Source organism: Shinella sp. SUS2 (genome assembly GCF_001262505.1).
Lineage (GTDB): Bacteria > Pseudomonadota > Alphaproteobacteria > Rhizobiales > Rhizobiaceae > Shinella.
In genome coordinates, this window is sequence record NZ_KQ410725.1 from 164489 (window position 1) to 187864 (window position 23376).

Consider the following 23376-nt stretch of genomic DNA (forward strand, 5'->3'; position numbering starts at 1 on the left):
TCTCGCCATATTCCCCGCATGGCCAGAACCCCGAAAAAATCCTCGCCCTCGAACCCCGGTTTCGAGGAAGCCCCGCAGTCCGACTTCGAAGGCGCGCCGCTTTCGGGCAGCGTCTCCGACTGGGTGAAGCAGCTCGAGGCCGAGGCGGAGGCGGCCAGCGTCGAAAGCCGCCGCGAGGTCGCCTCGAAGGCCGGCAAACACCGCAAGACCGTGGAGAACGCCGCCCGCCGCCACACCGAGCAGGTCACGGCGACAAAAACCTCCCGCGGCGTCTCGATCGGCGCCTCCTCCGACCCGAAGACCCGCGCCGCCGCCGGCCTCATGCCCGTCTCCGGCCTCGACGTCTCCCTGGAGGACGCCGCGTCCCTCAGCGCCGGCACGGCCGTCACCGCGACGGTGGACGCGCTGTCGAAGCTGATCGAGAGCGGCAACCCGCTGTTCAAGGACGGCAAGCTCTGGACGCCGCACCGGCCCGCCCGGCCGGCCAAGTCGGAGGGCGGCATCCCGATCCGCATGGTCACCGAATACAAGCCCGCCGGCGACCAGCCGACGGCCATCAGGGACCTCGTCGACGGCCTGTCGGACGGCGAGCGCAGCCAGGTCCTGCTCGGCGTCACCGGCTCGGGCAAAACCTTCACCATGGCCAAGGTGATCGAGGAGACGCAGCGCCCCGCCGTCATCCTCGCGCCGAACAAGACGCTGGCGGCCCAGCTCTATTCCGAGTTCAAGAACTTCTTCCCGGAGAATGCGGTCGAGTATTTCGTCTCCTACTACGACTACTACCAGCCGGAAGCCTACGTGCCGCGTTCCGACACGTTCATCGAGAAGGAATCGTCGATCAACGAACAGATCGACCGCATGCGCCACTCCGCGACGCGCTCGCTGCTGGAGCGCGACGACTGCATCATCGTCGCCTCGGTCTCCTGCATCTACGGTATCGGCTCGGTCGAGACCTACACCGCCATGACCTTCCAGATGGAGGTCGGCGAACGGCTCGACCAGCGCCAGCTCCTGGCCGACCTCGTCGCCCAGCAATACAAGCGCCGCGAGATGGATTTCCAGCGTGGCTCCTTCCGCGTGCGCGGCGACACGATCGAAATCTTCCCCGCCCACCTGGAAGATGCCGCCTGGCGCATCTCGATGTTCGGCGACGAGATCGACGCGATCACCGAGTTCGACCCGCTGACCGGCCAGAAGACCGGCGACCTGAAATCGGTAAAGATCTACGCCAACAGCCACTACGTCACCCCCCGCCCGACCTTGAACGGCGCCATCAAGGGCATCCGCGAGGAGCTGAAACACCGCCTGACCGAGCTGGAAAAGGCCGGCCGCCTGCTGGAAGCCCAGCGCCTCGAACAGCGCACGCGCTACGACCTCGAAATGCTGGAAGCCACCGGCTCCTGCGCCGGCATCGAGAACTATTCGCGCTACCTGACGGGCCGCCGCCCCGGCGAGCCGCCGCCGACGCTCTTCGAATACGTACCCGACAATGCGCTGATCTTCATCGACGAAAGCCACGTCACCATCCCGCAGATCGGCGCCATGTACCGCGGCGACTTCCGCCGCAAGGCGACGCTGGCCGAATACGGTTTCCGCCTGCCCTCCTGCATGGACAACCGCCCGCTGCGCTTCGAGGAATGGGACGCCATGCGCCCGGACACCGTCGCCGTCTCGGCGACGCCCGGCGGCTGGGAGCTGGAACAGTCCGGCGGCGTCTTCGCCGAACAGGTCATCCGCCCGACCGGCCTCATCGACCCGCCCGTCGAGGTGCGCCCGGCCAAGAGCCAGGTCGACGATGTGCTGGGCGAAATCCGCGAGACCGCTGAGGCCGGCTACCGCACGCTCGTCACCGTGCTCACCAAGCGCATGGCCGAGGACCTTACCGAATACCTGCACGAACAGGGCGTTCGCGTGCGCTACATGCACTCGGACATCGACACGCTTGAACGTATCGAGATCATCCGCGACCTCCGCCTCGGCGCCTTCGACGTGCTGGTTGGTATCAACCTGCTGCGCGAAGGCCTCGACATCCCCGAATGCGGCTTCGTCGCCATCCTCGACGCCGACAAGGAAGGTTTCTTGCGCTCAGAAACGTCCCTCGTCCAGACCATCGGGCGCGCGGCGCGAAACGTCGACGGCAAGGTCATCCTCTACGCCGACCAGATCACCGGCTCCATGCAGCGCGCCATGGACGAGACGACCCGCCGCCGCGAAAAGCAGGTGGCCTACAACGAGGCCAACGGCATCACCCCGGAATCGGTGAAGGCAAAGATCTCCGACATCCTCGACAGCGTCTACGAGCGCGACCACGTCCGCGCCGACATTTCCGGCGTCTCCGGCAAGGGTTTTGCCGATGCCGGCCACCTCGTCGGCAACAACCTGAAGGCCCATCTCGAAGCGCTCGAAAAGCAGATGCGCGACGCCGCCGCCGACCTCGACTTCGAAGCCGCCGCCCGCATCCGCGACGAGATCAAGCGCCTCAAGGCCGCCGAACTCGCCGTCATGGACGACCCGATGGCAAGGCAGGAAGCGTCAGGCGCCGAAGGCGCAAGGGGGAGTGGAAAGGGCTCGGCGAAGGCCCAGGCCGGGAGCGGAAAGAGGAAAACCGGCACCGAGCACGAGTCGATCTCCCCCCTTGAGGGCGAGATGCCCGGCAGGGCAGAGGGGGATACCCCTTCCGGCAAACCCTCGGCAAAATCCCTCTTCCAGAAACCCTCGCTCGACGACATGGGCCCGGGCACCGACACCGAGCGCCCGCTCTTCCGCAAACCGCATCTGGACGAGATGGGCCGCGACGTCGCGGAGCCGGCGGGCAAATCCCTCTTCCGAAAGAACACGCTCGACGAAATGACCGTCGGCCGCACCGAAAAACCCGTCACCGGCGACCTGCCGGACCGCCCCCCGGAAACCCTCAGCACCAAGAAGCGCACCTCCCCCCTCCTCGAAGGCCAACCCGAGCGCGCGAACGGCGCCGAGGATGCCAAGCCGGTGCGGCGGGGGAAGATTGGCGTGGGGAGTTATGAGGACCCGGCGGAGGAGAAGCGCAAGGGGCGCACGAAGGGGAAAACGGGGCGGCCGGGGCAATAGCCTAGTTAATAAGTGACAGACATCCAGTTAGACGTGACACAATCACTAGCTTGCCAGCCCATCTGCATTTAAAAAAGAAAACTTTTGGTTAAAAAGCAATTCAAAACTGCGGTAGCCTCAAATTCATTGATGGAGGCCTTACATGCACCGGGTAATAAAGAATCACTTTGATAATTTCGTAAAGAAGTACAACTTAAGCCACTCGGAGAGCAAAAACTTTGAAGCTTTTTCGGCTTACTGTATAGCGAAACATTTCACTTTTGATAATATTAACCCGGAAACACTGACATATGACGGCGATGAACCAGGAATCGATTCGGCATTTTTTATATGCGATGAAGCGATAATCACATCAAAAGATGAAATAAACTCTCTATTTGAAAAGAAAAAGAACAACCACGACATAACGTGCGTATTGATACAATCAAAAACATCAGAAACATGGAACAAAAAAGAAATAAATACGTTTGAGAGCGCGATCCTAGATTTCATCTCAGAAGAGCACGCTCATAAATACAATGACGATTTATTGGAAAGAAAAGAAGTTTTCAGCATAATAATTAAGAACGTCGGAAAAATAAAAAATGGAAGACCAAGGATACAATGCTTCTTCGTAAATACAGCCAACGAAGCATCAGATAGTGAAATACTTTCTGCGGAGAAAACCCTCCAAAACCGCCTTGAAGACACCGGCTTATTTTTCTCATCTGATGCGATACTGATTGGCCGCGAAAAACTCCTATCATATTGGGTAAAATCGCAAGGAGCCTATGAAACAACTTTTGAGATTATCGGCTCCGCATCCTTCCCAAAGAGTTCAGGCATTGAGGAGAGTTACGTCGTCACAGTTTCTGCGAGAGAATTTACAGACAAGGTCTTAACCGATGAGAACGGCAGCCTCCGAAAATCAATTTTCGAAGAAAACGTACGAGACTTTATTCCTTTCGATGGCAGCGAGATCAACACCGAGATTGGCAACACAATCAACGATGAAAATCGATCTCAAAGATTCGGAATAATGAATAATGGCCTCACAATAATCTCACCAGACGTCAGATTACAGAGCAATGAAATATATATATATCTAACTATCAGATTGTGAATGGCTGCCAAACATCGAATGTGTTGTTCGAGAATAAGAGCGCGATCACCGAAAAAGTTACGATAATGGCAAAAATCATCGAGACAGATGATCAAGACATTGTCGATGACATTGTCAAATCCACAAATAGACAAAATAAAATAGAAGAGCATCAGTTTTTAGCGACATTAGATAGCGTAAAAGCCGTTGAACGCTACTTCATAGCTAGAGGTGGAGACGAAGAGCACCGCTTGTATTTTGAGAGACGACCAAATCAGTATGGTAGAGATGACATCCCTACCATCAGAATATTCGATCTAAAGGAGCTTGCTCGCTGCACCGGAGCTATGTTTCTCGACAAGCCTGACGTTGCCAGCCGATACCCCAATCAACTTGTTGAAGAATTGCAAGGCGTTGTCTTTGATCCAAAAAACAAAGAAGAAATATTCTATGCAGCAGCATACTGTAGCTACAGACTAAAGTTACTTCATGGTAATAATAAAATCGATAAATCACTCAATAGATTTAAGTGGTATTCACTTATGGCATTCAGGTATATTATCTGCGGAAGCACCCCGGCCAATGTGACATCATCAAAAGTGGAAAAAGACTGCGAAGCAATCATAGATGTTGTATCAAAGAATGATGAGACTTGCATCGGAATTTGCAACGATATCGCCAAAAGATTCTCTAAATTGGGCGAAATTGGCAGAGATCGCCTACGGACAACGAGATTTGTTTCGGAAGTCAGGGAAGTTATGATTGGGTAGAGTATCAGCGTGGAGGATTTGCCGGCCAGCGTTAAAACGCGAATCCTATGCCTCCGATTTAGGCAACATAATCTCCCGTGCTAACGACAGTGTTCTTCCGGTAAATTTCCCCACCCCCATCACCCCATGCCATACTCCCCTCATCCCGCCGCGGATACACCGCAAGGCGTTGCGGCGAGGCGGGGTCGGCGCTTTTGGCGGGGGACGGACGTAGGCCGTCGCCGAGGGGGCTCGCGGAAAATGGTCTCCCTCCGGCGACACGGGGGAAGCGGCGGGGCGTCGGACCGGGCCCTCCGCTTCATGCCTCGAACGGCGCGCCGGGCGTGCCTGTGCGGCACACAAGGGGGCCGGGTGTGATGGATGCGTCGGCATCGTCCGCCGGAGCGGCGTTTTCCCGGGAAAGGCGTCAAAACCTTTCCGTCCGGGTGAGGCTCAAGGTGAGCCCGCCCGGCGCGCAAAACCGGACAAAACCGCCCCGGAAACCGGCGACGAACGTTCTTGCGCCCAGCCTTTGCAGAGAGACCCAAGTCGCGGGCAAAAACCGCCGAACGGGGCGCTGAAAGGCGTCATATACACTCTTCTGACAAGGCGGCTTCCAGCGCCCCGTCCGAAGCCCGATGCCCGCACCCCGGCGTATTTTTTGCGCGCGGGAAGGCGAACGCCTGTCCGCACGCTCCCCGGAACCGGCGCACCGCCCGCGCCCGCCCGGCCGGAGCGCCCCTTCCCGCGCCGCAGACGGCGGCGAAGCCGGGAGGCGGGCGCAAGAGCCCGTCCGGCTGAAACGAGACCGCTTCGCCGCCGGACGATGCGATAGAAACGGGATCGGAAAGCCTTTCCGGTGAACCGGATACCCCGGCACACCCCCCTCGGCAGGGCCGCAGTCCCGTGCAGCGCGCAACCGGCGCGGGCCGGCGCGGCATCCGCCCCAACCCCGACAGGAGCCCCGATGGCCGATCGCCCCCAGCCTCCCCCGTCCGACCTTGCCCTCCTCGTGCGCGCGGCCGAGATGCTGGCCTTGCCGCAGCGCGTCTGCCGCATCCGGAGCTGCCGCCGCCGCGGCTACTGCGCCTGGTTCTTCCACGACACGCAGGAACCCTGCTGCCTCGGCCATCTCGACGCGGAGCAGCGCCGCCTGTTCGACGATTTCGTCCAGATCGTGCGCGCTGTCAGGGATTTCGGCAATTCCCGCGGAAAGCTCGCCTTCGCCTCGCCCTGGCGCGAGACCCGCGCCCTTCAGGACGCCGCGGTGGAGGCCGCCCGCCCGCTCCTGCACGGTGCCGCGCTTGCGGAGTACCGCGCCTTCGCCACCGCGCGGGCGAAAAACAGGCTGCCGGTGCGATACGAGGGCGACGAGCCGCCGCTGCCCCGTTGAGACGGCGCGGGCGGCCTATTCCGCCGCCTCGCCCTTCACTTCGACCGGCAGCGGTTCGAGCGCCGCCGCCAGCTCGTAGGAATAGCCCTCCAGCATGGAATAGGCCTGCTCGATGACCTGGATCTGCCCCTCCGCATTGCGGATCGCCTCGGCGATCGACTGCGAGCGGGCGCGCAGCATGGAGCCCAGAAAGTCCGTGCCGGGCTTGCGGCCGAGCCGGTCGATATGCTGGCGCACACGGTTGCGGTGGCGCTCCAGCTCGAGGATGTGGAAGCGGCTCTTGACGATGTCGTCTGAGAGTTTTCGGCGCATCGCCGCCAGCGGATCGAAGCTACCGGGCTCGCGCTCGTCGAGGATCACGTCGTTGACCAGCGGTTCGAGCAGCATCAGGCCCTTGAGGTCGCGCGGATCGGCAAGCTGCGGGTCGAAGCCGGTGTCGTCGAAGACCTTTCGGCGCACGGGATCGCGCAAAAGGTCGTAGCAGGTCTGCAGGCGGGCGAACTGGTCCGCGTCGCCGCCGGAATCCGGATGCATGCCCTTGGCGGCCTTGCGATAGGCCGCCTTCACCTGGTTGTCGTCGGCATCGCGCTCTATTCCGAGCATGGCGTAGGGATCGATCACGCGGCCACCTGTCCGTCTTTTTGCACTGCGTCGTCTCTGTAACAAACTCTCCGACCCCGAGGGGACGAAATTGTGGTCGGCGCAAGGCGATGCACAGAAAGCGCTATTCCGCCGCCGCGGCCGTCTCGGCCCTGGCGGACAGCACCGCCGCGAAGGCCGCCGCGATCACCTCCGGCCCCGCCCCCGGCTTCGTCGCGTCGGTCGACAGGATCTGCCGGTATTTTCGCGCGCCCGGAAAGCCCTGGAAGAGCCCGATCATGTGCCGCGTGACATGCGCCACCCGTCCGCCGCGGGCGATCACCCCGCCCGCATAGGCCATCATCGCGTCCCGCACCGCTTCCCAATATTCCGTGGAAAGCACCTTCGGATCGGATAGGCGACCAGCCGTCTGGAGCGGATGCGGAAAAAGAGTATCCACGCCCGCAAGAATGCCGCTATCCTGATACGCAGCCCGTCCGAGCATGACGCCAGCCAGTCCCGTCATCTCTTCGAGAGCCTGCCCCAGGGTGTGAAGCCCGCCGTTGAGCCCGACGAATAGGTCTGGGTTCTCCGCCTTCAGCCGGCGCACGAGGCCGTAGTCGAGCGGCGGAATGTCCCGGTTCTCCTTCGGCGAGAGCCCCTGGAGCCAGGCCTTGCGCGCATGGACCCAGACGGCATCCGTCCCGGCGGCCTTCACGCGAGAAACAAGCTCGCGCAGCGCCACCTCCGGATCCTGGTCGTCGACGCCGATGCGGCATTTGACGGTGACGGGAACGGCAACCGCCGCCTTCATCGCCGCCACGCAATCGGCGACGAGCTGCGGCTCGCGCATCAGGCAGGCGCCGAACGTGCCGGACTGCACCCGGTCCGACGGGCAGCCGACATTGAGGTTGATCTCGGCATAACCAAAACCCTCGCCGATCCGCGCCGCCTCGGCCAGTTTTGCCGGATCGTTGCCGCCGAGCTGGAGCGCGACGGGATGCTCCACCGCGTCGAAGCCGAGCAGTCGCTCGCGGTCGCCGCGCAGGATCGCATCGGCGACGATCATCTCGGTGAAGAGCAGCGCATTCGTCGTGAGCTGGCGCGCGAAGACGCGGTAGTGGCGATCACTCCAGTCGATCATCGGCGCGGTGGCGAAAATCTTCGTCCCCGTCGTCACGGCCTGGCGGTAGAATGTGGCTGCGTTCGTCATGGCGCGGCTCATACTCCATATGGCCCGGAAAAACCACCCTGGCCTTTCCCCGCCCTCCTTCACCGGTGCTAGAGTGACGGCAGGAATCAGACCTGCCGGAGGAAACCATGCCGCTCTATGCCCTCGACGACCACGCCCCGAGCCTTCCCCAAGGCGACCGCTACTGGGTCGCGCCGGATGCGAACGTCATCGGCCGGGTCGTCCTCGGCGAGGATGTCGGCATCTGGTTCGGCGCCACGCTGCGCGGCGACAACGAGCCGATCACCATCGGCGCGCGCTCGAACATCCAGGAGGGCGTCGTCGTGCATGTCGACCCCGGCAGACCAGTAACGATCGGCGAAGGCTGCACGATCGGTCACAGCGCCATCATCCACGGCTGCACCATCGGCGACAACTCCTTGATCGGCATGGGTGCGACGGTGCTGAACGGTGCGGTCATCGGCAAGAACTGCCTCGTCGGTGCCAATGCGCTGGTGACGGAAGGCAAGGTTTTCCCGGACAATTCGCTGATCGTCGGCGCGCCCGCCAAGGCGATCCGCACGCTGGACGACGAGGCGGTCGCCGGGCTCACGCGCTCCGCCGAAAGCTATGTGCGCAACTGGCAGCGCTTCAAGATCGGCCTCAAGGCGCTCTGATCCCGGCATTCGACCGGAAAAAATCCACCGGAAAAACTTCCCCGCCCGACAGGGTTGCGGCATACTTCTCCTCGCCATGAAGGCCGCGTGAGGGGACCATGCTGCTTCGTCTCGCCATCCTGCTTCTTGCCGTCGTCATCGGCCAGCCGGCCGTTGCCGCGCGCAAGGCCGCCCTTTTGATCGGCAATGCCACCTATGCCGCGCCGGCGACAGTGCTGAAGAACCCGCCCAACGACATCACGGCGATGAAGGCGACGCTGGAGACGGCCGGCTTCGAGGTGACGGTGCTCGAGAACGCCGGCCGCGCGGCGATGTCGCAAGCCCTTGCCGGCTTCGAGGAAAAGGTCGCCGGCGCCGATATCGGCCTCATCTACTATTCCGGCCATGGCATCGAGGTGAACGGCGACAATTTCCTCATCCCCGTCGATGCGAAGCTCGCCTCGGACCGCGACGTCAAATACGAGACGATCCTGCTCGACGACCTCCTGCATGCGCTGGCCGGTGCCACGAAGCTGAAGCTCGTGCTGCTGGATGCCTGCCGCGACAACCCGTTCCTCACCTCCATGAAGCGGCTCTCCACCCGCGGCATCCCCACCCGGGGCCTCGCCCGCGTCGACAGCGCCGAAAGCAACATGCTGATCGGCTATGCCACTGCGCCCGGCGACGTGGCGCTCGACGGCGACGGCGCGATGAGCCCCTATGCCGCGGCGCTCTCCCGCCACCTCGTCACTCCAGGGCTGGAGATCGAGGCGGCGCTGCGCGCGGTCGCCAAGGACGTGTTCGAGGCGACGGGCGGCAAGCAGCGTCCGTTCAAGACCGGCTCGCTGTTCGAGACGGTCATGCTGGGCGAAGGCCTTGCGCCCGACGCCGCCGGCAGCGCCATCGGCCAGGGCGATCCCTGCCGGGATGCGAGCGCGCACTGGGCGGAAATCCGCGAGAGCAAGGACAAGGCGATGTTCGAGGATCATCTGCGCCTTTTCCCGGCCTGCGCCTTTGCCAACATCGCCCGCCAGCGCATGGCCGCGCTCGCCCCCGCCGTCAGCCGCCAGGAAACGTCCGGCGAAACCGAATGCGACCGCCTGGCGGCCGCCGAGAACGACCCGTTCAAGCTGGCCGCCGCCAAGGGCGTCGACTTCTACAAGATCGATTTCACCCGCGCGATACCGGCCTGCGAGGCGGCGATACGCGAAAATCCCGGCGAGAAGCGCTTCGCCTACCAGCTCGGCCGGGCGCTGGACAATGGCGGCCGCTTTGCCGAAGCGCTGGCGCAGTATCGCAAGGCCGCCGATCTCGGCAACCACCAGGCGATGCGCAATCTTGCGATTCTCTACGAGAATGGCGAAGGCACGGCGCAGGATCGCGCCGAGGCCATGCGCTGGTTCCGCAAATCCGCGGACCTCGGCAATGCCTTCGCGATGAACAAGGTCGGCCTCCTCTATGATGAAGGGCTGGGTGTCGCCAAGGACAAGAAGGAGGCCTACCGCTGGTTCAGCAAGGCCGCCGAGGCCGGCAACGCCGAAGCCATGACCAGCCTCGGCTTCGCACTGACCAACGGCGACGGGGTCAAGCAGAACCATGCGCTGGCCCTGGAATGGTACCGGAAAGCCGCCGATGCCGGAAACGCGCAGGCCTATAACAACATCGGCACCATGTACGAACGCGGCCGCGCGGTGCGCAAGGACAAGCAGGAAGCATTGAAATGGTATGCGAAGGCCGCGGAGAACGGCAATGGCCAGGGCGCCCAGAACGCCGCCGCCATTCTCGACGGCATCGACACGGAAAACGATCCCGTCACGGCAGCGGCCTGGATGGAGAAAGCCCTTCGCCTCGGCCACCAGGGCGCGCGCTACCAGATGAAGGACAACACCACGGCCTGGTCGCTCAAGTTCCGCAAGGCCCTCCAGCAGCGGCTGGTCGAGGCGGGCGTCTATTCCGGCGCGATCGACGGCCAGTTCGGCCCCTCGACCATCCGCGCCGTCGAGGCGATCTTCGACAAGAAGGCGGGTTGAGACCTCTAGCCGAGCCAGCCGAAGCGCTCACGCTTCGGCGGAAGCGCTCTAGGCACAGCCCGCACAGGTGCCGCGAATCTCGATCGTCGTCTTGCCGGTCTTGAAGTTGCGGTCCATCGCAAAGCCCTTCAGCCGGTCCTCGATGACGTGGTCGTGGAACTCGGTGACCTTGCCGCAGGTCTCGCAGATCGTGAAGGCGGTGATGCCGTGGGCGTGACAGCCGTCCTCCGGATGGGCGCAGGCGACGAAGGCATTGATGCTTTCGAGCCGGTGCACGAGGCCGAATTCCAGCAACTTGTCGAGGGCCCGGTAGACCTGCAGCGGTGCACGAAACCCGTTGTCGCGCAGCTTGTCGAGGATCGAATAGGCGCTCAGCGGGCCTTCGGAATGCGACAGCACGTCGAAGACGAGGCCCTGGTTGCGCGTCAATGGTTGCGTGGTCATGCCCGACCTCCCTGGCTTGCTGGCGAATGAGCCGCTCCGCTCGTCCTCGGCCTGGTGAGCAGGCTTAGAATGAACAGAGCCAATGCTGCAACCACGATCGAGGGACCGGAGGGCGTGTCGAATTTCAAGGAACCGAAGAGCCCGCCGACAACGGCGAGTGCCCCGACGACCGAGGCGAGCACCGCCATGATCTCCGGGCTCGTGGAAAAGCGCCGGGCCGTGGCCGCGGGAATGATCAGCAGCGAGGTGATCAGCAGGATGCCGACGATCTTCATGGCGATGGCGATGACGAGTGCCATCAGGAGCATGAAGGCAAGCCGCGTGCGTTCCGGCTGCAGGCCTTCCGCCTCCGCCAGTTCCGGGTTCACCGTCGAGGCGATCAGCGGGCGCCACAACCAGATAATGGCGAAGGTGACGAGCACGCCGCCGCCCCAGACGAGGTCCACGTCGGCGCGCGTGACGGCGAGAATGTCACCGAACAGGAAGCCGACGAGGTCGATGCGCACCCAGGTCATGAAGGAGACGATGACGAGGCCGATCGCCAGCGTCGCATGCGAGAGGATGCCGAGCAGCGCGTCGGTGGAAAGCGTGCCACGCCTTTGCAACAGCAGGAGGAGAAGCGAGACGGACGCGGCGACGATGAAAACGGAGAGCAGGAGGTTGAACTCCATCAGCAGCGACAGCGCGACGCCGAGCAGCGCCGAATGCGCCATCGTGTCGCCGAAATAGGCCATGCGCCGCCAGACGACGAAACAGCCGAGCGGCCCGGCGGTGATCGCCAGTCCCACGCCGGCAACGAGGGCACGGATGAAGAAATCGTCAAGCATCGCGCCGCTCCTCGCCGCTGCGGGCCGGCGCCGGTCCGTGGTCGCAGCCGCAGTTCGGGCCATGCACATGGCCGATGCGCATCGGCCCCGCCCGCCCGCCGGTCGGCAGGATATCGACGGGGCGCCCGTCTTCTGGCCGGCAATCGTCGGTGATCGAGCCATCGGCATGCAGCACCCGGCCGTCCGGCAGGTGCGTATGGTCGTGGTTGTGGTTGTAGAAAGCGAGCGTCTGGCCGGCACGGGCGCCGAACAGCTTCAGATATTCCGGGCTCTGGCTGACGGTCTCCGGCGTTCCCCGGCAACAGACATGGCCGTTGAGGCAGATGACGGTGTCGGTCTCCGCCATCACCACATGCAGGTCGTGCGAGATCAGCAGGATGCCGCAGCCCGTGGTGTTGCGGATCGTCTTGATGAGGTCGTAGAGCGCGATCTCACCGGAAAAATCGACGCCCTGCACCGGCTCGTCGAGCACCAGGAGGTCCGGCTTGCGGGCGATCGCCCGGGCCAGCAGCGCACGCTGGAACTCGCCGCCCGACAGGTGCTGCACCTCTGCGCGCGCGAGATGCCGGATGCCGGTCGCCTCCAGCGCGGCATCGATCTCCGCGCCCTTCAGCGGCGAGGTCAGCGTCATCAGCCGGTCCACGGTGAGCGGCATGGTCCAGTCGATCGACAGCTTCTGCGGCACGTATCCGACCTTGAGGCCGGCCTTACGCTCCACCCGGCCCTCGTCGGCCTTCAGCACGCCGATCGCCGTCTTGGCCGTCGTCGACTTGCCGGACCCGTTGGGGCCGATCAATGTGACGATCTCGCCCGGTGCAATGGAGAACTCCACGCCGCGCACGAGCCAGCGGCCCTGGCGACGAACGCCGACGCCCGCAAGCGAGACGAGCGGCTGGAAGGTCTTGGTGGGGGTCTGCAGCATCATTTTTCCAAAAGCCTGTTGCGTCAGGGTATGGCACACGTTATAGCATAACGCAATTGATGTAATAACATTACATTGCAATTCAAGACGGAGATCCCCATGCAAAAGGCCGTTCGCACCCTCCTCCTCACCACAGCGCTTTTTTCCGCCGGCACCATCGCCGCGCGGGCCGAGACGCCTGACGTGGTCGTGTCGATCAAGCCGATCCATTCGCTCGTCACCGCGATCATGCAGGGCGTCGGCGAGCCGGCCTTGATCGTCGAGGGCGGCGCCTCGCCGCATACCTATGCCTTGAAGCCGTCCAATGCGGCCGCCCTGCAGGATGCGGACGTGGTCTTCTGGGTGGGGCACGGCCTCGAAGCCTTCCTCGAAAAGCCGCTTGAAGCGCTCGGCGGCAAGGCGACCGTCGTGGAACTGGAGGATGCGCCCGGCCTCGAAAAGCTGCCCTTCCGCGAAGGTGGCCCGTTCGAAGCACATGACCATGAGGGCGAGGACGGACACGATCACGCCCATGGCGAGGAAGGCCACGACCACGGCAAGGAGGCAGACGGCGGCCATGCCGGGGAAGCCGGGCACGAAGGGCATGAACACGGCGCCTTCGACATGCATCTCTGGCTGAGCCCGGACAATGCCCGCGCCATCGCCGCCGAAGCCGCCCGTGTCCTGTCGGAAAAGGATCCCGACCATGCCGCCGCCTATCAGGCGAACCTTGCGGCGCTCACCGAGAAGCTCGGCGCACTCGACAAGGAGATCGCAGAAACCGTCGCCCCCGTGAAGGACAAGCCCTTCATCGTCTTCCACGACGCCTACCAGTATTTCGAGCACCATTACGGCGTGGCCACCGCCGGCTCCATCACCGTCAGCCCGGAAACCATGCCCGGCGCCGCCCGCCTCACGGAAATCCGCGAGAAGGTGAAGACGCTCGGCGCAACCTGCGTCTTCGCCGAGCCGCAGTTCGAACCCAAGCTGGTGAACGTCGTCATCGAAGGCACCGACGCGAAATCCGGAACGCTCGACCCGGAAGCCGCCACGCTGGAGCCCGGCGCGGACCTCTACTTCACCCTGATGCGGAGCATTGCGACCTCGCTGCGCGATTGCCTCGGTCAGAAAGGCTGAGTGCGACCCGGAATGGACCCGTGATCCGCTCCCCGACCGGTGAGCACGGCACGCTCACCTTCCTCCGTCATGCGCGGGCCTGATCCGGGCATCCAAGACCGGGCATGCCGGCCGGATAGCCGGGGCAAGCCCGGAAATGCGGTGCGAACCGGTCGATAGGATGAACACACGAACGAGGCGGGAGCATCCCGCCTTTTTCGGCCCCAAAAATGTAATAGTATAACATTAAGAGGCAATCGCCCATGGACAACCGCCTTCCCGTCACCGTCCTCTCCGGCTTCCTCGGCGCCGGCAAGACGACGCTGCTCAACCATGTTCTGAACAACCGCAGCGGCCTGCGTGTCGCGGTCATCGTCAACGACATGAGCGAGGTCAACATCGACGCCGCCCTCATCCGCGACGGCGGGGCCGACCTTTCGCGCACCGACGAACAGCTCGTCGAGATGACGAACGGCTGCATCTGCTGCACGCTGCGCGACGACCTCCTCGCCGAGGTCCGCCGGCTGGCGGAGATGAACCGCTTCGACTACCTGCTGATCGAATCGAGCGGCATTTCCGAGCCGCTGCCCGTCGCCACCACCTTCGATTTCCGCGACGAGAACGGCCTGAGCCTGTCGGATGTCGCCCGGCTGGACACGATGGTGACGGTCGTCGATGCCGCCAACCTGCTGAAGGACTATGCGTCCGAGGACTTTCTCGCCGATCGCGGCGAAACGGCGGGCGAAGGCGACACGCGCACGCTGGTGGAACTGCTCGTCGAACAGATCGAATTTTCCGATGTCATCGTGCTCAACAAGACCGGCGCGGCGAGCCCCGACGACCTTCGCGCGGCACGCCAGATCGTCGGCAGCCTCAACAGCTCCGCCCGCATCGTCGAAACGGATTTCGGCCGCGTCGAGCTTGCCGACATCCTCGGCACCGGCCGCTTCGATTTCGAGAAGGCGAGCGAACACCCGCTCTGGTTCAAGGAACTGCACGGCTTCAGGGACCATGTGCCGGAGACCGAAGAATACGGCATCCGCTCCTTCGTCTACCGTGCGAAGAAACCCTTCCATCCGGCCCGCTTCAAGGCCTTCCTCGGCGAGACCTGGCCCGGCGTCGTCCGCGCCAAGGGCTTCTTCTGGCTTGCCACCCGGCCGCACCATGTCGGCGAGCTGAGCCAGGCGGGCGCGCTGGTCCGGAGCGGCCGGCTCGGTCTCTGGTGGGCCGCCGTGCCGCGCCAGCACTGGCCGCAGGATCCGGCGGCAGTGGAGGCCATTGCCAGCGCCTCGGATCCCGTCTGGGGCGACCGGCGGCAGGAGCTCGTCTTCATCGGCGCGGACCCGATGGATGAAGCCGCGCTCCGCCGCCGGCTGGACGCCTGTCTTGTCGAGGCGGAAACATTCGAGCCCGCCCGCTGGGCAAACCTGCCGGACCCCTTCCCGCTCTGGGCCCGCAAGGCGGGATAAGCGGATGAGGTGCTCGCCCGGCCTTGCGGCCGGGCGAGCCATCCCGTCAGTCGAGTTCGGCGGACTTCTTCCAGAGGTTGATGTCCGCACCCTGGCTGTAGGTGTCGATCGCAGCCAGTTCTTCCGCGGTAAAGTCCGGCTTTTCCAGTGCCTTGACGCAGTCGACGATCTGCGCGGAGCGGCTGGCGCCGATCAGCGCGGAGGTGATACGTCCGCCGCGCAGCACCCAGGCGATCGCCATCTGGGCCAACGTCTGGCCGCGCCGCTCGGCGATCTCGTTCAGCTTGCGGACATTGTCGATGATCTCGGGGCGGATGAAGTCCGTCTTGAGGAAGTGGTTCAGCGCCGCGCGGCTGTCACCCGGAATGCCCCCGAGATATTTCGCGGTCAGCATGCCCTGCGCCAGCGGCGAAAAGACGATGGAACCGATGCCGAGTTCGTCCAGCGTATCGACGAGGCCATCCGTCTCGATCCAGCGGTTGAGCATGGAATAGCTCGGCTGGTGGATGATGCAGGGCGTGCCGAGGTCCTTCAGGATCGCCGCCGCCTCGCGGGTGCGCTGCGAATTGTAAGAGGAGATGCCGACATAGAGCGCGCGGCCGGAGCGCACGATATGGTCGAGTGCGCCGCAGGTTTCTTCGAGCGGCGTCTCCGGATCGAAGCGGTGGGAATAGAAGATGTCGACATAGTCGAGACCCATGCGCTTCAGGCTCTGGTCGCAGGAGGCGATCAGGTACTTGCGGCTGCCCCACTCGCCATAGGGACCCGGCCACATGTCGTAACCGGCCTTCGAGGAAATGATCAGCTCGTCGCGCAGATGGGCGAAATCCGTGCGCAGGATCTCGCCGAAGGCGATTTCGGCCGTGCCGGGTGGCGGGCCGTAATTGTTGGCGAGGTCGAAATGGGTAATGCCGAGGTCGAAGGCAGTGCGGCACATATCGACTTTACGGTCATGCGGCGTGTCGTCGCCGAAATTGTGCCAGAGCCCGAGCGAGATCGCCGGCAGCTTCAGGCCGGTCCGTCCCAGCCGGTTGTAGGTCATCGTGTCGTAACGGTTTTCCGCAGGCTGCCAGGCCATGATAAATTCCTTCGTTCGTTCGTGGCGAGTCTCAATACCGCTCTCCTGCGCATCGCGACAAGAGGCTTTTCCCCCTCTCCCCGCAAGCGGAGAGAGAGGACTTGCCCCACGAACGGGTATTGGCTGGGGAGAACGGTGCGGCATGTCCCCTTCGCCCCGCTTGCGGGGAGAAGGTGGCCGGCAGGCCGGATGAGGGGCGGCCGCGGACAATATTACCGCAAAAGTGCCCGCGCCTCCTCGATGCCCAACGCCGCAGGCTGCGTGCAGGTCGTCACGATATCCACCGCCCTGCCCTCCCCGGCCGAGCGCAGGATCGCGGTTAGGACGTCGATCGTGTGCAGCGAGCGGTCGAGCGAGCAGCGATAGTCGCGGCCGGTCGTCACCGCCTCCATCATGTCGGCAAGGCCGATGCCGCGGTAGTTCGCCTGCAGGCCCCAGTCGAACTGGTAGTTCTGCGCCGTCAGCGGGTGATCCCAAACCTCCACCGCGACAGGCTCGCGGTCCGTGCCGGCGACCTCCACCGTGCCGCCGAAGAAATTCGGATCAGGCACGAAGACGGCGCCTTCGGTGCCGTAGAGTTCCATGTTCTGGTGGCGATGCGCCCAGACGTCCCAGCTCGCCATCAGCGAGACCTGCGCGCCGCTGACGAAGTCGAGGATGGCATGGATGTTCGTCGCGACGGCCACCGGCACCTTCTCGCCGAGACGGGGACCGTTGCCGATGGTGCGCGCCTCATGCGCCCGGTTTGCGAGCGCCACGACGCGCCGCACCGGCCCGACGAGATTGACGAGGTTGTTGACGTAGTAAGGCCCCATATCGAGGACCGGCCCGCCGCCCGGCGCGAAGAAGAAGTCCGGGTTCGGATGCCAGCTCTCCATGCCCGGCCCTAGCACATGCGCGGTGCCGGACATGATCTTGCCGACCCTGCCGCTGTCGATGAGATGGCGCACGAACTGGTGCGCGCCGCCAAGATAGGTATCCGGCGCCGAACCGACCTTCAGCCCCCTGGCATCGGCGATGCGACGGAGATCCTCGCCCTGCTCCAGCGTCAGCACGAACGGTTTTTCGGAATAGACGTGCTTTCCGGCCTCCAACGCCCTTTTCGAGACCGGGTAGTGTGCCTCCGGCACCGTCAGGTTGACGACGACATCGACGGAAGGGTTGGCGAGCAGCGCCTCGATCTCCTGCGCTTCCACGCCGAACGCCTCCGAACGCGCTCTGGATGCGGCAGGGTTGATGTCGGCGCAGGCGACGAGCCTCAGGTTCCTGAACGTCGGGATCAGCCTGAAATAGGCACTCGAAATGTTGCCGCAGCCGATGATGCCGACTCCGTATTCCTTGCTCATGGCGGTCAGTCCTTAAAATGCCTTGATGGTCGCGATCGAACGCATGGCGAGCCGTGCGATATCCTTGGGGTTGTCGTGTTCGACGATGAAATGCCGCACGGGCGAGCCGGCGAGCGCCTTGGCCAGATCCGCCCAGGGCACGATGCCGTGGCCGACATCCGCCCAGCCGTCCTCGTCGGCATTCTCGCCTTTGGGCGCGATGTCCTTGACGTGCACGGCGGTGATGCGATCGCCGTATTCTCTGATCCAGGCGAAGGGATCCGCACCGCCACGGATGATCCAGGCGATATCCGCCTCCCAGGCGAGGTCTGGACCACCGGCAAAGAGGTGATCCAGCGGCACGGCGCCGTCGGACAGCGTGAAGAACTCGAAGTCATGATTGTGCCAGCCGAAGGTGAGACCGTCCTTGCAGATTGGCTCGCCGGCCTTCTGCAGGCGCTCGCCGAAGGCGCGCCAGCCGGCAGCATCCGTCGGACGGTCCTCCGGCAGGAGATAGGGGCAGTAGACAGCGACGATGCCGAGCGTGCGGCAGATGGCAAGCACGCGTTCCGGCTCGCTCTCAAGCATATCGAGGCTAAAATGGGCGGTCGGCATGGTGAGACCGTTCGCATCGAGATCGGCCTTCACCGCAAGGATCGCCGCATCGTCGAGCGCGGCATAGAGGGCGCCATACCCCTCCACCTGCTTGTAGCCTGCCTCGGCAAGGATGCGGAAAACCGCCGAAAAAGGCTGGAAGTCACGGGCGCTGTAAAGCTGGAAACTGACTGTCTGCATCAAGAAATCCTCGTCTTGCTGAAAGTGGAAAACCGGCTTGAAGGGAGGCAAGCCGTGCCGGCCCTAGATCCGCTCCTCCGTCTGCGCATCAAACAGCGAGGCGAGCCCCATGTCGAAGGCGAGCGTGACGGCGGTTCCCGGCGCAAAGCGCCGCGCCCCACCGACGCGGACGGAAAGGGTATGACCGGCATGTCTGAGCCAGAGCAGGTTGTCGGCCCCCATCGGCTCTTCGATGTCGACGGTCGCCTTGTGGGTCTCGATGCCCTCGGCATTGACCGCGACATGTTCCGGCCGCACGCCGAGCACGACGTTCCGGCCGGGCTGGAGCAGGTCCAACGCGCGATAGCCGTCGAGCGCGAAATCGACGCCATTGGTCGCGAAGACCGGTCTGCCGTCCCGCGCTGCAATCTCGCCGCGCAAAAAATTCATCGACGGGGAGCCGATGAAGCCGGCGACGAACATGTTTTTCGGCGCATTGTAGATCGTGTTGGGATCGGCGAGCTGCTGGATGACACCGCTCTTCATGATGGCGATGCGGTCGGCGAGCGTCAGCGCCTCGATCTGGTCGTGGGTGACGTAGACCATCGTGTTCTTCAGCGACTGGTGCAGCCGCTTGATTTCCACACGCAGTTCCGAGCGCAGTTTCGCATCGAGATTGGAGAGCGGCTCGTCGAACAGGAAGACGTCGACATCGCGCACCAGCGCCCGGCCGATCGCCACGCGTTGACGCTGGCCACCGGAGAGTTCCGAGGGCTTGCGCTTGAGGAGCGGGCCGATCTGCAGGATTTCGGCGGCGCGGGCGATGCGCTTGTCGATCTCCGGCTTCGGCACCTTGGCGACCTGCAGACCGAAGGAGAGGTTTTTCTCCACCGTCATCTGCGGGTAGAGCGCGTAGGACTGGAACACCATGCCGATGCCGCGGTCCTTCGGCTCCTCCCAGGTGACGTTCTTGTTCTTGATGAAGACCTGCCCGCCGGTCGGCTCCAGAAGGCCGGCGATGCAGTTGAGCAGGGTCGATTTCCCGCAGCCGGACGAACCGAGAAGCACCAGGAATTCGCCGTCGCCGATGTCGAGATTGAGGTTTTCCAGCACGTTGACCGCGCCGAAGTTGAGCGAAAGGTCCTTGATCGATACGGAGTTCTGCATGGCTTAACCCTTCACGGCGCCGGCGGCGATGCCGCGGACGAAGAGACGCCCCGACACGAAATAGACGATGAGCGGAACCGCGCCTGTCAGCAGCGTCGCGGCCATGTTGACGTTGTATTCCTTCACCCCCTGCACGGAGTTGACGATGTTGTTGAGCTGCACGGTCATCGGGTAGACCTCCGGCCGGGTGAAGACGACACCGAAGAGGAAGTCGTTCCAGATCCCGGTGATCTGCAGGATCATCGCGACGACGAAGATCGGCAGCGAGATGGGCAGCATGATGCGCAGGTAAATCTGCCAGAACCCTGCCCCGTCGATGCGCGCCGCCTTGAACAGTTCCTCCGGAAGCGCGGAAAAATAGTTTCGGAAGAGCAGTGTAAGGATCGGCATGCCGAAGATGGTGTGTACCAGGACGAGGCCGGTCAGCGTGCCGTAGATCCCCATTTCGCGCAGCACGATGACGATCGGATAGATCATCACCTGATACGGAATGAAGGCCCCGACGATGAGGATGGTGAAGAAGACGTCCGCGCCTCTGAACTTCCAGTTGGCGAGCGCATAGCCGTTGACCGAGGCGACGAGGATGGAGATCAGCGTCGAGGGCACGGTGATGCGCACGGAATTCCAGAAGCCGCGAGACAGGCCATCACAGTTGAGGCCGGTGCAGGCGCTGGCCCAGGCCTTCGCCCAGGGTTCGAAGGTGATTTCCAGCGGCGGCGAAAAGATGTTGCCGAGGCGGATTTCCGGCATGCCCTTCAGCGAGGTGACGATCATGACGTAGAGCGGCAGCAGATAGTAGAGCGCGGCGACGAAGAGCGTGCCGTAGAGCATGATGTTGCGGCCGGAAAGGGCACGGCGAGGCTTGGCGCCCCAGGGCTCCGCACCGGCTTTGGCAGCGGCTGCGGGAGCGGAAAGAATGACGCTGTCAGACACGCTTGCGCCCTCCGAATTCGAGGTAGGCCCAGGGGATGATGATGATGGCGACCGTGACGAGCATCATGGTGGAGGCGGCAAAGCCCTGCCCGAGATTTTGGGCCTGGAACATGTAGTCGTAGACGTATTTCGCCGGCACCTCCGAGGCGATACCCGGCCCGCCGCTCGTCTGCGCCACCACGAGGTCATAGACCTTGACGATGCCGCTGGCGATGATGACGAGAGTGGTGATGAAGACGGGGCGCATCATCGGGATGACGATGAAGAGATAGGTCTTCCACATCGGGATACCGTCGACGCGTGCCGCCTTCCAGATGTCCTCGTCAATGCCGCGAAGCCCCGCAAGCAGCAGGCACATGACAAGCCCCGTGCCCTGCCAGAGGCCGGCAATCAGCACGCCATAGATGACGATCTGCGCATCGTAGAGCGGATCGAAGGCAAAGCTTTCCCAGCCGAGCGAACGCACGACGGATTGCACGCCGAATTCCGGATTGAGGATCCACTGCCACACGAGGCCGGTGACAATGAAGGACAGCGCGAAGGGAAAGAGGAAGATCGTGCGAAACGTGTTTTCGAAGCGGATCTTCTGGTCCATCAGCGCCGCCAGCACGAACCCCATGACGAGGCTGAAGACCAGTGTCAGCGCGCCGTAGATCGCGAGATTCTGGATCGAGACGATCCAGCGCGGCGCATCCCACAGGCGCTCGTACTGGTCGAGGCCGACGAACTTCGCCCGTGGCAGCAGCTTCGAATTGGTGAACGAATAGACGACCGTCCAGATCGTGCCGCCGAGAAAGATGACGACAGCGGTGAGCATCATGGGAATGGAGGCAATCTTGGAACTGAGATTGCGCAGCAGTTTACGGGGACGACCGGTGTGTGCCTGGCCCGTCATGGGTCACTTCCTCCTTGGTCTCGATCAGGGATGTGCCCCGCGAGGGGCGCCATCGGCCAGCGGCAAGCCACCGGCCGATGCATTCACCCGCAATTCCGGAGGCAGACCCGCCGGAATTGCCCACCCGATCAGTCCGCCGAAGCGATGATGTCGGTGAACCGCTTCTGCGCGTCTTCCGGCGTCATCGCGGGATTGGCGAAGAATTCGGAGAAGAGGTCCTCCTTCTGCTTCTGGCTGTCGGCCGTCAGAAGCTGGTCTGTGCCCTCGATCACATTGCCCTTGGCGAGGATGTCGAGGCCCTTCTTCATGCAGTCGTTCGCCGCCGCAAGATCGACGTCGCCCCGAACGGGAAGCGAGCCTTTCTTGAGGTTGAACGCCACCTGGGTGACCGGGGAGAGCAGCGTGGAGGCCAGCACTTCCTGCGCCTTGGACTTCTCCGCATCCGCCAGAACCGGGAAATAGAAAGCATCGCCGCCGGTCGAGATGACCTCGTTCACGCCGAGGCCTGGAAGGCAGGTATAATCCTTGCCGGCCACCTTGCCGGCGAGCGCGAACTCGCCCTGCGCCCAGTCGCCCATGATCTGGCCGCCGGCCTTGCCCGTTATCACCATATTGGTCGCCTGGTTCCAGTCCTGCACATTCGTGCCCTTGGACATGCGCCGCGCATCCTCGGCCGCCTTGAAGACCTTTGCCATGTCAGGACCGGCCGCCACCTCGGCGTCCTTGTCCTTGAACACCGCGTTGAACGTGTCCTTGCCGGCGATCGCCACCATCAGCACGTCGAAGGCACCGGCCGCCTGCCAGGGCTGGCCGCCGAGGGCGAGCGGAACGATGCCGGCCTTTTCCAGCGCGGGCGCGGCGGCAACGAACTCGTCCCAGTTCTTCGGAACAGGCACGCCCGCCGTCTCGAAGGCGGCGTTCGACAGCCACAGCCATTGCCAGGAATGGATGTTGACCGGCGCGCAATAGACCTTGCCGTCGACCGTGCAGCTGTCGAGCAGGCTGGCGGGCTTGACGATCTCCTTCCAGTTCTCGCGCGTCGCCACATCCGTGAGGTCGCGCAGGAGGCCGGCCTCGATCAGCTCCTCCGCCTGGCGCCCGTGATTGAACTGGGTCGCCCCCATCGGGTCGCCGCCGGTGATGCGGCTGACCATGATCGGGCGCGCCGTGCCGCCGGCACCTGCAATCGCGCCATCGACCCATTTGTTGCCCGTCGCATCGAAGGCCTTTGCAAATTCCGCGACCGCCGCAGCCTCCCCGCCCGACGTCCACCAATGGGTCACCTCCAGATCGGTCGCGTTGGCGACGGCAAACGGCAGGACCGCGGTCGCTGCCAGCGCAGCAGCCATAAAGCGCATTTTCATGAGTCTCCTCCCTCACTGAAACGTTGCAGTAAAAACGTAGCCTAATCGTTTTCATCACGCAACAGGAGTGAAAGACAAAAGCGGCTTTTCCTCCCCGCGCAAATTTACCGACCAGAGAATACCGTATTTCTGGCGAGAAGGGTCGCAACGGAAACCACGCAGAATGAGATCAAATAATTGTTTGTATTACAAAAAAACGAACATTTGAAAACTGGTGCATACGGAAAATTTCGCAAGCGCATACTTTATGGCTTTGCGGTGCAAAACGAACCCTCCGACTTACCTGGGCCACCAACGGTGTATTTTTTGCTCGACAAAGAACCTGTATCGTTACAGC

20 protein-coding genes are annotated in these 23376 nt (G+C 63.1%); 8 read left to right on the forward strand and 12 right to left on the reverse strand.

Translation table 11 applies throughout. The features are described 5' to 3' along the window. Window positions 1-18: 18 nt before the first annotated feature. The 4 genes from uvrB to AKG11_RS05940 all read left to right on the forward strand — a co-directional run bounded on the left by uvrB (window position 19) and on the right by AKG11_RS05940 (window position 6310). Window positions 19-3087, forward strand: a complete 3069-nt coding sequence (gene uvrB / locus AKG11_RS05935; protein WP_050743251.1) for an excinuclease ABC subunit UvrB — start codon at window positions 19-21, stop codon at window positions 3085-3087. A 142-nt stretch (window positions 3088-3229) separates the two neighbouring features. Beyond that, window positions 3230-4189 (forward strand): AIPR family protein, encoded by a 960-nt coding sequence (locus AKG11_RS35665; RefSeq protein WP_156334071.1) that lies wholly within the window; start codon window positions 3230-3232, stop codon window positions 4187-4189. 20 nt (window positions 4190-4209) lie between these two features. Further along, on the forward strand, window positions 4210-4938 hold the full coding sequence (locus tag AKG11_RS35670) for an AIPR family protein (protein WP_256364417.1): 729 nt from the start codon (window positions 4210-4212) through the stop codon (window positions 4936-4938). A gap of 946 nt (window positions 4939-5884) precedes the next feature. Beyond that, window positions 5885-6310 carry a hypothetical protein gene (locus tag AKG11_RS05940; protein ID WP_050743252.1) on the forward strand — a complete coding sequence of 142 codons (426 nt, stop codon included), beginning with the start codon at window positions 5885-5887 and terminating at the stop codon, window positions 6308-6310. A 15-nt stretch (window positions 6311-6325) separates the two neighbouring features. Here the strand turns inward: AKG11_RS05940 and AKG11_RS05945 are convergent, their stop codons facing one another. Together AKG11_RS05945 and dusA are read right to left on the reverse strand one after the other, a co-directional pair. Continuing rightward, window positions 6326-6913, reverse strand: a complete 588-nt coding sequence (locus tag AKG11_RS05945) for a J domain-containing protein (protein ID WP_088016465.1) — start codon at window positions 6911-6913, stop codon at window positions 6326-6328. 121 nt (window positions 6914-7034) lie between these two features. Next, on the reverse strand, window positions 7035-8102 hold the full coding sequence (gene dusA / locus AKG11_RS05950) for a tRNA dihydrouridine(20/20a) synthase DusA (RefSeq protein WP_050743379.1): 1068 nt from the start codon (window positions 8100-8102) through the stop codon (window positions 7035-7037). Between the two features lie 107 nt (window positions 8103-8209). Between dusA and AKG11_RS05955 the strand changes: the two genes are divergently transcribed. Beyond that, entirely contained in the window at window positions 8210-8737 is a 528-nt protein-coding gene (locus tag AKG11_RS05955) for a gamma carbonic anhydrase family protein (protein WP_050743254.1), read from the forward strand. 98 nt (window positions 8738-8835) lie between these two features. Next, a complete protein-coding gene (locus AKG11_RS05960; RefSeq protein WP_050743255.1) occupies window positions 8836-10746 on the forward strand; it encodes a caspase family protein in 1911 nt (636 codons plus the stop codon). Between the two features lie 48 nt (window positions 10747-10794). Here the strand turns inward: AKG11_RS05960 and AKG11_RS05965 are convergent, their stop codons facing one another. From AKG11_RS05965 to AKG11_RS05975, 3 genes are read right to left on the reverse strand one after another with little or no spacing between them, the layout of a single operon-like run. Further along, the gene (locus AKG11_RS05965) at window positions 10795-11190 is read right to left on the reverse strand and encodes a Fur family transcriptional regulator (RefSeq protein WP_023515521.1); all 396 of its coding nucleotides are present in this window, start codon (window positions 11188-11190) and stop codon (window positions 10795-10797) included. Next, window positions 11187-12017 carry a zinc ABC transporter permease subunit ZnuB gene (gene znuB / locus AKG11_RS05970; protein WP_050743256.1) on the reverse strand — a complete coding sequence of 277 codons (831 nt, stop codon included), beginning with the start codon at window positions 12015-12017 and terminating at the stop codon, window positions 11187-11189. Before znuB ends, AKG11_RS05965 begins: the two co-directional genes overlap by 4 nt. Further along, the gene (locus AKG11_RS05975; RefSeq protein WP_050743257.1) at window positions 12010-12939 is read right to left on the reverse strand and encodes an ATP-binding cassette domain-containing protein; all 930 of its coding nucleotides are present in this window, start codon (window positions 12937-12939) and stop codon (window positions 12010-12012) included. The genes znuB and AKG11_RS05975 overlap by 8 nt, the downstream gene beginning before the upstream one ends. Window positions 12940-13038: 99 nt before the next feature. Between AKG11_RS05975 and znuA the strand changes: the two genes are divergently transcribed. Together znuA and zigA are read left to right on the forward strand one after the other, a co-directional pair. After that, entirely contained in the window at window positions 13039-14055 is a 1017-nt protein-coding gene (gene znuA / locus AKG11_RS05980; RefSeq protein ID WP_050743258.1) for a zinc ABC transporter substrate-binding protein ZnuA, read from the forward strand. A 242-nt stretch (window positions 14056-14297) separates the two neighbouring features. Continuing rightward, a complete protein-coding gene (gene zigA / locus AKG11_RS05985; protein WP_050743259.1) occupies window positions 14298-15503 on the forward strand; it encodes a zinc metallochaperone GTPase ZigA in 1206 nt (401 codons plus the stop codon). Between the two features lie 46 nt (window positions 15504-15549). On the opposite strand, the gene mgrA is transcribed toward zigA, so the two are convergent. The 7 genes from mgrA to AKG11_RS06020 form a co-directional block, all read right to left on the reverse strand. Next, a complete protein-coding gene (gene mgrA / locus AKG11_RS05990; protein WP_023515516.1) occupies window positions 15550-16581 on the reverse strand; it encodes an L-glyceraldehyde 3-phosphate reductase in 1032 nt (343 codons plus the stop codon). Between the two features lie 212 nt (window positions 16582-16793). Next, a complete protein-coding gene (locus AKG11_RS05995; RefSeq protein ID WP_050743260.1) occupies window positions 16794-17927 on the reverse strand; it encodes a Gfo/Idh/MocA family protein in 1134 nt (377 codons plus the stop codon). A gap of 12 nt (window positions 17928-17939) precedes the next feature. Next, a complete protein-coding gene (locus tag AKG11_RS06000) occupies window positions 17940-18701 on the reverse strand; it encodes a sugar phosphate isomerase/epimerase family protein (protein WP_050743380.1) in 762 nt (253 codons plus the stop codon). A gap of 63 nt (window positions 18702-18764) precedes the next feature. Next, window positions 18765-19847: an ABC transporter ATP-binding protein gene (locus AKG11_RS06005; RefSeq protein WP_050743261.1), complete on the reverse strand. Its 1083-nt coding sequence runs from the start codon at window positions 19845-19847 to the stop codon at window positions 18765-18767. Between the two features lie 3 nt (window positions 19848-19850). Continuing rightward, window positions 19851-20780, reverse strand: coding sequence for a carbohydrate ABC transporter permease (locus AKG11_RS06010; RefSeq protein WP_050743262.1), 930 nt, complete (start codon window positions 20778-20780; stop codon window positions 19851-19853). Continuing rightward, window positions 20773-21675, reverse strand: a complete 903-nt coding sequence (locus AKG11_RS06015) for a carbohydrate ABC transporter permease (RefSeq protein WP_050743263.1) — start codon at window positions 21673-21675, stop codon at window positions 20773-20775. Before AKG11_RS06015 ends, AKG11_RS06010 begins: the two co-directional genes overlap by 8 nt. 128 nt (window positions 21676-21803) lie before the next feature. After that, entirely contained in the window at window positions 21804-23039 is a 1236-nt protein-coding gene (locus AKG11_RS06020; protein ID WP_037408037.1) for an ABC transporter substrate-binding protein, read from the reverse strand. Window positions 23040-23376 lie beyond the last annotated feature (337 nt).